Below are 12,265 nucleotides of genomic sequence, written 5' to 3'. Positions count from 1 at the left end.
CGGTTCAGTCCAGGCAGAACTCGTTGCCCTCGGGGTCGGTCATCACGATGTGGCCGCCGCTCATCGGCGGAGCGGGCTCGAAGCGGCGCACCCGCTTCGCCCCGAGGCCGACGAGCCGGTCGCACTCGGCCTCCAGGGCCGCCATGCGCTCCTCCCCCACGAGCCCGGGGGCGGCGCGGACGTCGAGGTGCACCCGGTTCTTGCCGGCCTTGTCCTCCGGCACCCGCTGGAAGAAGACGCGCGGGCCCTGCCCGTCCGGGTCCTCGATGGCGGACCTCGCGTTGCGCTCCGCCTCCGGTACGCCGGCCCTCGCGAGGAAGTCGTCCCAGGCGGCCAGCAGGTCGGCGCCCTCGGGCAGTTCGACCCCGGGCGGCCCCGGGTGGACGTACCCCAGCGCGTCACGCCAGAAGGAGGACAGCGCACGGGGGTCGTGGGCGTCGAAGGTGACCTGGAAACGGCGGCTCATGGGGACGTGCTCCCTTCGTAGCGGTTCGCCAGGCGACCGTATCGGAGCCCTCTGACAGTCGCCCGGCGGAACACCGGACGCCTCAGCACGCCGTCCGAATTGCGCCAGCGGCACGGGAGCCGGCCCGACACCCTGGCGTCATGAGCACCCACACCGCCACGGCGTACCGTGCCCTCGCGATCCCCTCCGCGACCCTCGCCCGGTTGCGCGTCACCGACGACGCCGGCCGCGCCTGCGTGCCCCGCACCGCCACCGACGGCGGCGATCCCCTCCGCTGCTGCCTGCGGCTCTCCGTGCCCGGCGAGCGGATCGCCCTCGTCTCGTACGCGCCCCTGCGCCGCTGGGCCGCCGAGACCGGTGCCGAGCCCGGGGCGTACGACGAGCAGGGCCCCGTCTTCCTCCACGCCGAGGACTGCGGCGGGCCCGCGCCCTCGGAGACGTACCCCTTCTCCCGCCCCGGGGCGCTCCGCGTCCTCCGCCGCTACGACGCGGCCGGCCGGATCGTCGGAGGCCGCCTCCTGGAGCTCCCGGAGACCCCCGCCGACGGCTTCGACCAGGCCCTCACCGAGGCCTTCGCCGATCCGGCGGTGGCCCTGGTGCACGTCCGGGCGGTCGAGTACGGCTGCTTCCACTTCGAGGTCCGGCGCCCCTGACACCGCGGCCACGAGAAGGGCCCCCGACCAGGCGGAAACCTGCTCGGGGGCCCTCCCCACGTGGGCCGACAGACGAGTCGGGCTGTACGCCGGGTTCTGTGCCCCGGGACCTCGCGGTCGTCGGGGCGACGGCCATCCATCTAGGACCGGCGTTGCCGCCGGCCTCGTGCGGTCTACCCGCGGACTCGGGCGAGCAGCCCTCGAACATCCGCGCAGGGACACCGGGGTGTCCCCTCTTGACCTTGCTCCGGGTGGGGTTTACCTAGCCGCCTGAGTCACCTCAGGCGCTGGTGGTCTCTTACACCACCGTTTCACCCTTACCGAGGACCGAGGTCCCCGGCGGTCTGTTTTCTGTGGCACTGTCCCGCGGGTCACCCCGGGTGGCCGTTAGCCACCACCCTGCTCTGTGGAGCCCGGACGTTCCTCGGGGAGATCCGGGGATCTCCACGCGGCCGTCCGCCCGGCTCGTCTGCCGTGCCGACCATGCTACCCGCCGATTCAGGGGAAGTCGGCCGTCTCCAGGTCGAAGCCGAAGGGTTCCGGCAGTGGAAGCGACGTGCCGAAGGGGGCGAGGTCCCGTCGGAGGTACGGCGGGCGGTCGGGCCGGTGCGGGAACGGCGGGACGTGGAGGGACGTTGATTCAGGGGGAAGAGGGGGCGAGAAGAGGGGGGCGGGTCGATGACGGAGCCGGGGGGCGGGCCGGTGACCGGTGGCGGCGGGCGCGCGACGGGTCGGGAGCGGGCGGGTGGCGTGCACGCGCGCGGTCGGGGGCTGCGGCTGCTGCGCGGGGTCGCGTACGCCGCGCTGCCCGCCGAGTTCGTGCTCTTCGTCTGTCTCCTGGCGGGCGTACGGATACCCGGGGGCGTGCTGCTCGCCGGGGAGGCGCTCGTCCTGGGGCTGCTCGCCGCCGAGGTCGTCGTCTGGGTGCGGCTGCGGAGGCGCGGGCTCTCCCGGCGGGCCGTCGCGGCCGAGCTGGTGCCCGGGCCCGCGCTGCGGCTCATCGGACACGAGCTCCGCCTGCTGGCGAGCCTGGGGCGCTGGATCGCGCGGCGGCCGCACGGGGTGGCGGGCGCGGACGGGGTGTTCCCGCACGGCCGGGACCAGGCGGCGCTGATGTACGGCTTCGCGTTCGTGTGCGTGGTCGAGACGGTCGGCATGTCGTACCTGCTGGCCGAGTGGCCCTTCGTCCACGCGGTCTTCCTCGTCCTGGACGTCTACACCGTGCTGTTCGTCCTGGGGCTGCACGCCGCCTCCGTGACCCGCCCGCACACGCTCGCCGGGAACGTCCTGCGGCTGCGGCAGGGCGCGCACGTCGACGTGTCCGTCCCGCTCGACCGGATCTCGGCCGTCCGGCGTGAGCTGTGCTTCTCGCACGAGAAGGCCGAGGGCGAGCTGAACCTCGCCGTCGGCTCCCAGACCTCCGTCACGATCGAGCTGACCGGGCCGGTCGACGCGCCCCGACTGCTCGGCACGCCCCGCCCCGTCCACACCCTCAGGGTGCACGCCGACGATCCCAGGGCCCTGTACGACGCGCTCACGCGGGCGCGAACAGGACCTTCGCCGTCCCCGGGTCCGCTTCCGACAGCCTGACGCGGAGCCACTCTCCCAGGGGGAGCCTCGTCGCGCCGCCCTCGATCCGGGCGACGACCGCCGGATCCTCCAGGTGGACGGTGCCGACGGCCGGTTCGCGTTCCTTCACGTCGATGACGTACGCGTCGAAGATCTCGCCGACCCGTTCCTTCAGGAGGGCCGCCTCGACGATGTCGACGCTCTCGCGTTCGACGGTGTTGGCGCGGCGGGCGCCGGTGGCCATCTCGTCGGGCAGGGCGGGCAGGGCGGTCCGTACCCACTCGGGCGGCTCGTCCCCGGCGACGGCCGCCACACACAGCTCGCCCGCGTACCGGTCGGCGAGGCGGCGCAGCGGGGCGGTGGCGTGGGTGTACTCGTCGGCGACGGCGGCGTGCACGGCCGGGGTGGGAACGTGGCCGTCGGTGAAGACGGTGTACCCGGCGCCGCGCAGCAGGGTGGTGCACTCCTGGAGGAAGGCGGCGTGGCGCGGGTTCGTGGGGTCGGCCGAGCGGACGACGTCCGCGTAGGAGACGTGGTGCGGCCAGTCGACGCCGAGGGCGTGGGCGGAGCGGCGCAGCCGGGCGACGGCGCCGTCGGGGGCGGTGGGGAGGGTGCGCAGGATGCCGGTGCCGGCGGCGGTCATGAGGTCGGCGGCGGCCATGCCGGTGAGGAGGGAGATCTGCGCGTTCCAGCCGTCGGCGGGGAGCGGCGCCCGGTATTCGAGGGCGTAGGTGTGGTCCCGCTCGACGATCTCCTGCTCGGGGACGTTGAGGGAGATGCCGCCGCGCTCGGCTTCCAGGGCCTCGCGGAGCCGGCCGACGTCCCGGAGGAGGGCGAGCGGTTCCTCGGCGGTCCCGTCGTCGATCCGCCGCTGCACGCCCGCGTAGTCGAGTTTGGCGCGGCTGCGGACGAGGGCGCGGCGGACGTCGGTCGCGACCCTCCGCCCCTCGGCGTCGAGGTCGATGCGCCAGAGCAGGGCGGGGCGGGGTTCGCCGGGGAGCAGGCTGGCGGCGCCCTCGGAGAGGACGGGCGGGTGGAGGGGGACCTTGCCGTCGGGGAAGTAGAGGGTGAGGACGCGCCGGTGGGCCTCGGCGTCGATCGCGCCGCCGGGGGTGACGAAGGCGGCGACGTCGGCGATGGCGTAGTGCACCCGGTAGCCGCCGTCGGCCCGGCGGGCCAGGTGCATGGCCTGGTCGAGGTCGGTGGAGGCGGGCGGGTCGATCGTGAAGAACGGCAGGTCGGTGGCGTCGTACGAGGGGAGCCGGGGGATCTTGGCGGCGGCTTCGGCCTCGGCGAGGACGGCGGGCGGGAAGGCCTCGGGGATCGCGAGCTCGGTACGGAGTGCGCGCAGGGCGGCCCGCAGCGGAGCCTCGGCTGCGCCGGTCACGTGGAGGTGGCGGCGGGGCATGGACCGAGCGTATGAGCTGGGGCGGGGTGCGGCACCTCGTACGGGGGCGGGGAGGCGGGGTGTGGGACCTCGTACGGGAGAGCTCGTACGGGGGCGGGGACGAGACCCGGGAGCTCGTACGGGGGCAGGGAGCGAGACCCGGGAGCTCGTACGGGGGCGGGGACGAGACCCGGGAGCTCGTACGGGGGGCGGAGCCAGGGGCGGGACCTCGTACGCTGGACCGTCGGGGCCGCACCCCCATCCCCGTACGGACGAAGGAGAACCACCGTGCTCGTGCTGTTGCCGCCCTCCGAAGGCAAGGCCTCCTCGGGGCGCGGGGCGCCGCTCAAGCCGGAGTCGCTGTCCCTGCCGGGGCTCGCGGAGGCGCGGGCGGCGGTCCTGGACGAGCTGGTCGAGCTGTGCGCCGCCGACGAGGAGAAGGCGCGCGAGGTGCTCGGCCTGAGCGAGGGGCTGCGCGGCGAGGTCGCGAAGAACGCGGAGCTGCGGACGGCGGGCGCGCGTCCGGCCGGGGAGGTCTACACGGGCGTGCTGTACGACGCGCTGGGCCTGGCGACCCTGGACGCGGCGGCCCGGGAGCGGGCGGGGAGCTCGCTGCTCGTGTTCTCGGGGCTGTGGGGCGCGGTGAAGGTGACGGACCGGATCCCGTCGTACCGCTGCTCGATGGGGGTGAAGCTGCCGGGTCTCGGCGCGCTGAACGCGCACTGGCGGACGGCGATGGCGGACGTGCTGCCGGAGGCGGCCGGGGACGGTCTCGTCCTGGACCTGCGTTCGTCGGCGTACGCGTCGGCGTGGAAGCCGAAGGGGGAGGTCGCGGCCCGGACGGCGACGGTGCGGGTGCTGCACGCGCCGACCCGGAAGGTGGTCAGCCACTTCAACAAGGCGACGAAGGGCCGGATCGTGCGGAGCCTGCTGGAGGCGGGCGCGGCGCCCGGTTCGCCGGCGGAGCTGGTGGAGGCGCTGCGCGATCTGCGGTACGTCGTGGAGGAGGGCGGCAAGGCGGGGGCGCTCGACGTGCTCGTGGACGAGATCCACTAGCGGAGCCGTTGCACCCTCCGCAACGCTCGTTGCGGGTGACGCTCGCCCTGGGCAGGATGACGCCCATGACGAGCGTGTTCGGCCTTGCCCCGGGGGACCGGGACGTCCCCGTCGTCCCCGTCGTCGTGATCGAGGACGCCGCCGACGCCGTCCCCCTGGCGCGGGCCCTGGTGGCCGGCGGGCTGCCGCTGATCGAGGTCACCCTGCGCACCCCCGCCGCGCTCGACGCCGTCCGCGCGATCGCGGCCGAGGTGCCGGAGGCGGTCGTCGGCGCGGGCACCGTCGTCTCGGCGGCCGGGGTCGCGGACGCGGTGGGCGCGGGGGCGCGGTTCCTGGTCAGCCCGGGGTGGACCGAGCGGCTGCTCGGCGCGATGCGGGACTCCGGCGTGCCGTTCCTGCCGGGGGTCTCGACGGCCTCGGAGGTCGTGGCCCTCGTCGAACGCGGGGTCGAGGACATGAAGTTCTTCCCGGCCGAGGCTGCGGGCGGCGTCCCGTACCTGAAGTCCCTCGCGGGCCCGCTCCCCCGGGCCCGCTTCTGCCCCACGGGCGGCATCTCCCCCGACTCCGCCCCCGCCTACCTGGCCCTGCCGAACGTCGGCTGCGTCGGCGGCACGTGGATGCTCCCGCCCGCCGCGCTCGCCGCCCGCGACTGGGGGCGCGTGGAGTCCCTCGCCCGCGGCGCGGCGGCGCTGCGGGCGCCGGTCAGGGCGTGAGCCCGATGAACGCCACGCCGAGGCGGGCGATGACGGGGCGGTGGCCGAGGCGCTGGTGGAGGGCGTTGCTGGTGGGGTTGGCCAGGTCCGTGAAGGACCACGTCATGCGGGAGATGGGGGTACGGGCCGGACGCCGGCGGTCTGCGGCGGCTACCTCAGGTGCGAGGTGTCGTTGAGGAGCCGTACGGAGGCGTTGCCGTCGGCGTAGTAGGCCACGGCCGAGATCGAGGCCGCCGACAGCTCCATCCGGAACAGCGACTCCGGCGGGGCGCCGAGCGCGAGCCGGACCAGGGTCTTGATGGGCGTGACGTGGGTGACCAGGAGGACCGTACGGCCCGCGTACGCGGCGGTCAGCCGGTCCCGGGTCGCGGCGACGCGCCGGGCGACGGTCGCGAAGCTCTCGCCCCCGCCGGTCGGCGCGACCTTCGGCGAGGCCAGCCAGGCGTCGAGGTCCTCCGGGTACCGCTCGCGGACCTCACCGAACGTCAGGCCCTCCCAGGCGCCGAAGTCGGTCTCCCGCAGGCCCTGCTCGATCCGCACGTCCAGGCCGAGCCGGGCGGCGACGGCACCGGCGGTCTGGCGGCAGCGGGCGAGCGGCGAGCTGACGATCTCCTGGATGGTGCCGCGCGCGGCGAGCGCCTCGGCGACGGCCTCGGCCTGGCGCAACCCGGCCGTCGACAGCTCGGGGTCGCTCCCCCCGCTCCCCGAGAACCGCTTCTCGGGCGTGAGCGCGGTCTCCCCGTGCCGCAACAACACGAACGTCGCGGGCGCCCCCATGTCGGGACCGGTCCAGCCCTGGCGGGCGGCGGGCGCACCTGCGGCGCCGGCTTGCGCGGGCGTGCTGCCCGCCGTGGGCGTCACCGCGAGACCTGCCCGGGCCGGAGCGGCGCCGGCCTGCGCGGGTGCGGCGCCCGCCGCGGGCGTCACAGCGGGCGCGGCCGGAGCCGGAGCGGCTCCGCCCTGCGCGGGCGCGGCGCCCGCGGCAGGCGTCGCCGCGGGGCCGGACTGCGCCGGAGCGGCATCGGCCGCAGGCCCGTCGGCCTCGGCGGTGCCCGCGCTCGCCGTGGGCGTCGCCGCGGAACCAACCTGCGCCGGAGCGGCACCGGCCGCGGGCCCGTCGGCCTCGGCGGTGCCCGGGCTTGTGCTCCGAACCGCGTGGCCCGTTCGGGCCAGCGCGCCCGCCTCCGCCTCGAAGTCGCCGGAGGCGATCGAGGCCGCGACGGCCTCCTCGGCGGCGAACAGGCCGTCGTCCGGAACCGTGTCCGGGGCCGCCGGGCGCGACACCGCACCCGGCCAGGCACCCGAGCCCGTGCCCGTACCGAGGCCCCCGGTCGTACCCGTACCAAGGCCGCCGGCCGTACCCGCACCGGCGCCCCCCGCCGTGCCCGCCAGCGCCGCGCGCGCCCGGGCCGCGCCCGCCGTCGCGTCGCCGGGCGGGCCCGACGGGGGCGGGGTCGCGGCGTTGCGGGCGGCCGTGGCGTCGAGGCCCGCCGTGGAGCCCGAGGGCTCCCACTGGAGGCCCCGCTTGCCCGCGTCCATCGCCTCGTTCGCGAGCCGGTCCGCGTGCTTGTTCCGCTCGCGCGGGATCCACTCGTAACGGACCCGGCCGGGCGGGAAGACCCGTCCGGCCTCGGCCGCGAGCGGCTTCATGTCCGGGTGCTTGATCTTCCAGCGGCCGGACATCTGCTCGACGACCAGCTTGGAGTCCATGCGGACGTGGACGAGGGCGTCCGGGAAGAGTTCCCGGGCCGCCTTCAGGCCCGCCACGAGGCCCTTGTACTCGGCGACGTTGTTCGTGGCCACGCCGATGTACTCGGCGGCCTCCGCGAGGGTCTCCCCCGTCGCGGGGTCGAGGACGACCGCGCCGTAGCCGGCGGGCCCCGGGTTGCCCCGGGAGCCGCCGTCCGCCTCGACCACGAGTTCGCGCATTACAGGCCGGACTCCGAGGTGCGGACGAGGATCCGGCGGCAGTTCTCGCACCGGACGACCGTGTCGGCCGCGGCGGCGCGGACCTCGTTGAGCTCGGTGATGTTGAGCTCGATGTGGCAGCCCTCGCACTTGCGCTGGTACAGCCGGGCCGCGCCGACACCGCCCTGCTGCTCGCGCAGCTTCTCGTACAGCTTGATCAGGTCGGCCGGGACGGAGCCCGCGACGAGCTCGCGCTCCTTGGCGACGGAGGCGGACTCGGCGTCCAGCTCGCCCTGCGCGGCGTCGCGGCGCGCGGTGGCGTCGTCCACCTTGGCCTGCACGGCGGTGACCCGCTCGGTCAGCTCGGCGAGGCGCTCCTGGACGGCCTCGCGGCGCTCCATGACCTCGAGGACGATCTCCTCCAGGTCGCCCTGGCGCTTGGCGAGGGAGACGATCTCGCGCTGGAGGCTCTCCAGGTCCTTCGGGGAGGAGACGGCGCCGGAGTCGAGCCGCTGCTGGTCGCGGGCGGCGCGCTGGCGGACCTGGTCGACGTCCTGCTCGGCCTTGGTCTGCTCGCGGCCGCAGTCGCTCTCCTCGGTCTGCGCGGCGACGAGCAGGTCGCGCAGCTGGGTGAGGTCCTTGGTCAGCCCCTCGATCTCGGCGTGCTCGGGCAGCGAGCGGCGCTTGTGGGCGAGCTGCTGGAGGCGGACGTCCAGGGCCTGGACGTCGAGGAGGCGGATCTGGTCGGCGGGCGCGGCGTTCAGTTGGGGGCTCCAGGGGAGGTGTGGTGGGAGGACCAGGGGTCGGTGACCGTCTTCGAGACGTGGACGCGGAGGCCCCAGCCGTGGCGGTCGGAAATCTCGTCGAGCTGTGCGGCGGCCTGCTCGCACCAGGGCCATTCGGTGGCCCAGTGGGCGGCGTCGACCAGGCCCAGCGAAGAGTGCTGGGTGGCCTCGGAGACCGGGTGGTGGCGCAGGTCGGCGGTGAGGAAGGCGTCGACGCCCGCGGCTCGTACGGCGTCGAAGAGGCTGTCGCCGGAGCCGCCGCTGACGGCGACGCGGCGCACGGTCATGGCGGGGTCGCCGGCGACCCGGATGCCCTGCGCGGTGGCGGGCAGCCGCTTCGCCGCGCGGGCGGCGAAGTCGGCGAGGGTCTCGGGGTGGTCGAGCTCGCAGATCCGGCCGAGGTTGTTCTCGGGGACGAGAGGTCCGGTGACCCGGAGGTCGAGCGCGCCGGCGAGGGCGTCGGAGACGCCGGGGTCGGCGGTGTCGGCGTTGGTGTGCGCGACGTGGAGGGCGATGTCCTGCTTGATCAGGGTGTGCACGACGCGGCCCTTGAAGTGGCCGGCCGCGACCGTCGTCGTACCGCGCAGGTAGAGCGGGTGGTGGGTGACGATCAGGTCGGCGCCGAGGGCGACGGCCTCGTCGGCGATCTCCTGGACGGGGTCGACGGCGAAGAGGACACGGGTGACCTCGGCGTCGGGGTCGCCACAGACGGTGCCGACGGCGTCCCACGACTCGGCTCGCTCCGGTGGCCAGAGGGCGTCGAGCTCGGCGATGACTTCAGACAGACGGGGCACGAGGGAAAGGCTACCTGTCTCCCCTTTGGGCCTGAACCGGCGCCGCTTTCGCGGGGGTGGCGGGCCGCCGTCGGGGTTCCTCGATCGTCGCTGCCGTGCCCCCCGGACGGAGGAAGCCCCTGGCCGCCGATCGGCGCCAGGGGCTTCGCCGCCTACTTCACGAGGTAGCCGCGCAGGTCGTCGAGGACGCTGTTCGCCGCCGTGACGCCGAGGCCGAGGTACCAGGTCTCGTCCGGGACGTCCTTCGCCCGGCCGGCCTTGACGGCCTTGAGGTTCTTCCAGAGCGGGTTGGCCTGGGCGGTGTCCTTCTTGGTGGCCTTGGCGTCGCCGTAGACGCCGGTGAAGATCCAGTCGGCGTCGGCCTCGTCGATCTTCTCGGGGCTGATCTCGGCGGCGAGCTCGTCGATCTGCTGGTTCTTGGGCCGGGGCAGGCCGGCGTCCTCCAGGATCGTGCCGATGAAGGAGGCCTTGGCGTAGAGGCGGATCTTGCCGGGGAGGTAGCGGACCATGGAGACGGTCGGCTTGTTCGCCCCGATGTCCGCGCCGAGCTGCTTGGCCTTGGTCTCGTAGGCGGCGAGCTTCGCCTTCGCCTCGGCCGTCCTGTCGAGCGCGGCGGCGTTGAGGAGGTAGTTCTCCTTCCAGGTGAAGCCCGGGCGGATGGAGAACACGGTGGGCGCGATCTTCGACAGCTCGTCGTACTTGTCGGCGGCGCGCAGCTGGCTGCCGAGGATGAGGTCGGGCTGGAGGTTGGCGATGGCCTCCAGGTTGAGGTTGTTGATGGTGCCGACGGACTTCGGGGTGCCTGCGTCCTTGGCGAGGTAGCCGGGGATGCCGTCGTCGCCTTCGGAGGGGGCGTAGCCGACGGGCTTGACGCCGAGGGAGACGACGTTGTCGAGCTCGCCGACGTCGAGGACGACGACCCGTTTGGGGGCGGTCTTCAGCTCGGTCTTCCCGAGGGCGTGGGTGAGGGTGCGGGGGAACTGGCCGGGCTTCGCGTCGGTGCCCATGGCCGCGGTCTTGGCGGCGGCGTCGCCGAAGTCCTTGCCGCCGGTGGCGACGTCCTTCTTCTTGGCCGTGTCCTCCTTCCCGGCGGGGCCGGAGGGCCCGTCGCCCCCTCCGCAGGCCGCGAGCGAGAGCGCGGCGGCGAGGGCGACGACGGCGGCGGTGCCGCGGCGGCGGAGGGACATGAGAAGGCTCCTGTACTGGTCGTCCCGGCGGGGCGTACGGACACGGTCCAGCGGAGGCGGGACCTCCACTTAGGTTCGCCTTACCTTACTCACCATGGGTCACTCCAGCACAACCACCCCCTCACCCTCAGCCGAACCACCGGACAGCCACCCTTATGTGTGAAGTGACCCTGCTCGTGTTGTTCGGCTGGAAGTGCGAAAACTAGCTTCGTTGCCGGAGGTGACGAGTCGATGACAGCGTGTGCCATCGAGACCACGGCCGAGGACGACGACCGCGACCCCGGCGCGGCATGGCCGACGGGGTTCACGATCACGGCCAACGGCGCGTACGCGGCCAGGCTCGCGGGCGAGGGCGACGCCCTGTACGTGGAGAGGTGGACGCTCGACGGCCCCGAGCCGTACGCCGTGCCGCTCCCCCTCGGCCAGCCGGAGGAGCCCGGCACCCGGCTGCTGCCCCTCGCGGACGGCCGGGTCCTCGTCGCCCGCCGCGTCGACGGGCGACGGAACACGTTCTCGCTGCTGTACCCCACCGGCCCGGACACCGGCGAGCTCCGGCTCGGCGCGGTGGAGGCGCCCGGCTCCGAGCGGCTGGTGCTGCTCCCGCCCTCGCCGGACGGCATCTGCGCGTACGCGATGTGCGTCGGCCCCGACACGACGACGCTGTGGCTGGTGGCGGGCGGGGCCTTCGGCCCGGAGCAGGTGGCGGAGGTCAAGGGCCGCTGCACGGGCGGGGTGTGGCTCGACCGCACGGGCCGGATGCTCGCACTCGACCGGCGGCTCGACGACGGGCCGGTGAAGGCGGTCGCCGTCGACCTGGAGCGGGGCGGGGAGGTGACGCCGCTGCTCCAGATCACCGAGGAGAGCCACGACCGGCTGCTGCTCGCCGACCCGGACAGCGGACTGCTCCTGATCCGCTCCGACGCGCCGGGGCACGACCGGCTCGGCTGGGGCGTGCTCGGGAGCCTGCTACCGGTGCGCTTCCCCGAGTGCCTGCGGCTCGACGACGCGGCCGTGACGCCGTTCGCGGTGCAGCCGGGGCAGGTGCTGATGCCGGAGAGCTGCGCGGTGGCGCTGCGGATCGACGCGGCGGGCGGCAGCTGGGTGGGCACCTGGCAGCCCTCGGCCCGCCGGATGGCCCAACTGGCCGCGCCCCAGGGCTGGCTGGCCGGGGCGGGCCTGTGGACGGCCGAGGGCGTGCTGCGGCTGCCGTACGCGACGGCCGAGGTGCCGTGCGGGCTCGCCGGCCTGGAGATGCCGCCGGAGCCGGAGCCCGAGCCGGTGGTCGTCGAGGAGCCCCGGGTGTGCCGTCCGGTGCCTTTGCAGCAGGCTCCTCTGACGGACCGCAACCCGGCTGGTTAGACTCACTGCCGCACAGCAAGAGCAAGACGTACGGGGTGAGTTCGAGCATGTCGGAAGCAAGCACGCAGGGTACGGAGTCGCACGGCTCCGGGAAGCACCGCGGTCAGGCGTCCCCGGCGGAGGATTCCACGTCCTCGCCGCACGGCCGGCACCGCCGCGAGGCCGACGCCCACGCGCACTGAGGGAAGAAACGAAGGGCCCCGGGGTCACCCCCCGGGGCCCTTCGCCTTCTCCCCACCGCCCGTCTTCCGACGGGCCCCCTGCCTGGGGGGTGTCTTGCCGATCAGGCCGGGCTCGCGGCGTCTGGTGCCGCGCCTCGCCGCGTTGTCGTCAGTCGACAACGCTCCGCGTTGCCTCCCTCCTCCGCCTTGCGATCCACGGCACCAGA

General features: G+C 74.6%; 11 protein-coding genes and 1 other RNA gene. 5 read left to right on the top strand and 7 right to left on the bottom strand.

Annotated features, from left to right (window positions below; genetic code table 11):
• Window positions 1-4: 4 nt before the first annotated feature.
• Window positions 5-466, bottom strand: coding sequence for a VOC family protein (locus ABZ318_RS19595; protein ID WP_356903724.1), 462 nt, complete (start codon window positions 464-466; stop codon window positions 5-7).
• A gap of 140 nt (window positions 467-606) precedes the next feature.
• Between ABZ318_RS19595 and ABZ318_RS19590 the strand changes: the two genes are divergently transcribed.
• On the top strand, window positions 607-1,119 hold the full coding sequence (locus tag ABZ318_RS19590) for a DUF1203 domain-containing protein (protein ID WP_356903723.1): 513 nt from the start codon (window positions 607-609) through the stop codon (window positions 1,117-1,119).
• A 69-nt stretch (window positions 1,120-1,188) separates the two neighbouring features.
• Here the strand turns inward: ABZ318_RS19590 and rnpB are convergent.
• Window positions 1,189-1,587: RNase P RNA component class A (gene rnpB / locus ABZ318_RS19585), an RNA gene on the bottom strand.
• Between the two features lie 210 nt (window positions 1,588-1,797).
• On the opposite strand from rnpB, the gene ABZ318_RS19580 reads away from it, so the two are divergent.
• A complete protein-coding gene (locus ABZ318_RS19580) occupies window positions 1,798-2,709 on the top strand; it encodes a hypothetical protein (protein ID WP_356903722.1) in 912 nt (303 codons plus the stop codon).
• On the opposite strand, the gene ABZ318_RS19575 is transcribed toward ABZ318_RS19580, so the two are convergent.
• Entirely contained in the window at window positions 2,654-4,096 is a 1,443-nt protein-coding gene (locus tag ABZ318_RS19575; RefSeq protein WP_356903721.1) for an RNB domain-containing ribonuclease, read from the bottom strand. The two genes, ABZ318_RS19580 and ABZ318_RS19575, sit on opposite strands and share 56 nt — an antisense overlap.
• A 267-nt stretch (window positions 4,097-4,363) precedes the next feature.
• Here ABZ318_RS19575 and yaaA point away from each other — a divergent pair, with 267 nt between their 5' ends.
• A complete protein-coding gene (gene yaaA, locus ABZ318_RS19570; protein ID WP_356903720.1) occupies window positions 4,364-5,131 on the top strand; it encodes a peroxide stress protein YaaA in 768 nt (255 codons plus the stop codon).
• Window positions 5,132-5,196: 65 nt separating this feature from the next.
• Entirely contained in the window at window positions 5,197-5,844 is a 648-nt protein-coding gene (gene eda / locus ABZ318_RS19565; RefSeq protein ID WP_356903719.1) for a bifunctional 4-hydroxy-2-oxoglutarate aldolase/2-dehydro-3-deoxy-phosphogluconate aldolase, read from the top strand.
• A 150-nt stretch (window positions 5,845-5,994) separates the two neighbouring features.
• Here the strand turns inward: eda and ABZ318_RS19560 are convergent, their stop codons facing one another.
• From ABZ318_RS19560 to ABZ318_RS19545, 4 genes are all read right to left on the bottom strand, one after another.
• The gene (locus ABZ318_RS19560; RefSeq protein ID WP_356903718.1) at window positions 5,995-7,773 is read right to left on the bottom strand and encodes a bifunctional RNase H/acid phosphatase; all 1,779 of its coding nucleotides are present in this window, start codon (window positions 7,771-7,773) and stop codon (window positions 5,995-5,997) included.
• Window positions 7,773-8,516 carry a C4-type zinc ribbon domain-containing protein gene (locus tag ABZ318_RS19555; protein WP_356903753.1) on the bottom strand — a complete coding sequence of 248 codons (744 nt, stop codon included), beginning with the start codon at window positions 8,514-8,516 and terminating at the stop codon, window positions 7,773-7,775. The genes ABZ318_RS19560 and ABZ318_RS19555 overlap by 1 nt, the downstream gene beginning before the upstream one ends.
• Window positions 8,513-9,331 carry a Nif3-like dinuclear metal center hexameric protein gene (locus tag ABZ318_RS19550; protein ID WP_356903717.1) on the bottom strand — a complete coding sequence of 273 codons (819 nt, stop codon included), beginning with the start codon at window positions 9,329-9,331 and terminating at the stop codon, window positions 8,513-8,515. Before ABZ318_RS19550 ends, ABZ318_RS19555 begins: the two co-directional genes overlap by 4 nt.
• A 152-nt stretch (window positions 9,332-9,483) precedes the next feature.
• Window positions 9,484-10,518, bottom strand: a complete 1,035-nt coding sequence (locus ABZ318_RS19545) for an iron-siderophore ABC transporter substrate-binding protein (RefSeq protein WP_356903716.1) — start codon at window positions 10,516-10,518, stop codon at window positions 9,484-9,486.
• Window positions 10,519-10,749: 231 nt separating this feature from the next.
• Between ABZ318_RS19545 and ABZ318_RS19540 the strand changes: the two genes are divergently transcribed.
• Window positions 10,750-11,877 (top strand): hypothetical protein, encoded by a 1,128-nt coding sequence (locus ABZ318_RS19540; protein WP_356903715.1) that lies wholly within the window; start codon window positions 10,750-10,752, stop codon window positions 11,875-11,877.
• Window positions 11,878-12,265: the final 388 nt, after the last annotated feature.

The organism is Streptomyces sp. NPDC006197 (assembly GCF_040613865.1).
Classification (GTDB): domain Bacteria; phylum Actinomycetota; class Actinomycetes; order Streptomycetales; family Streptomycetaceae; genus Streptomyces.
The sequence above is the reverse complement of the archived record's forward strand: the minus strand, read 5'-3'. Positions and strand labels throughout refer to the sequence as shown.

Coding starts and splice junctions, on each gene's coding strand:
- ABZ318_RS19540 (WP_356903715.1), top strand. CDS start 10,750: ATGACAGCGTGTGCCATCGAGACCACGGCCGAGGACGACGACCGCGAC.
- ABZ318_RS19560 (WP_356903718.1), bottom strand. CDS start 7,773: ATGCGCGAACTCGTGGTCGAGGCGGACGGCGGCTCCCGGGGCAACCCG.
- ABZ318_RS19590 (WP_356903723.1), top strand. CDS start 607: ATGAGCACCCACACCGCCACGGCGTACCGTGCCCTCGCGATCCCCTCC.
- ABZ318_RS19545 (WP_356903716.1), bottom strand. CDS start 10,518: ATGTCCCTCCGCCGCCGCGGCACCGCCGCCGTCGTCGCCCTCGCCGCC.
- eda (WP_356903719.1), top strand. CDS start 5,197: ATGACGAGCGTGTTCGGCCTTGCCCCGGGGGACCGGGACGTCCCCGTC.
- ABZ318_RS19575 (WP_356903721.1), bottom strand. CDS start 4,096: ATGCCCCGCCGCCACCTCCACGTGACCGGCGCAGCCGAGGCTCCGCTG.
- ABZ318_RS19595 (WP_356903724.1), bottom strand. CDS start 466: ATGAGCCGCCGTTTCCAGGTCACCTTCGACGCCCACGACCCCCGTGCG.
- ABZ318_RS19580 (WP_356903722.1), top strand. CDS start 1,798: ATGACGGAGCCGGGGGGCGGGCCGGTGACCGGTGGCGGCGGGCGCGCG.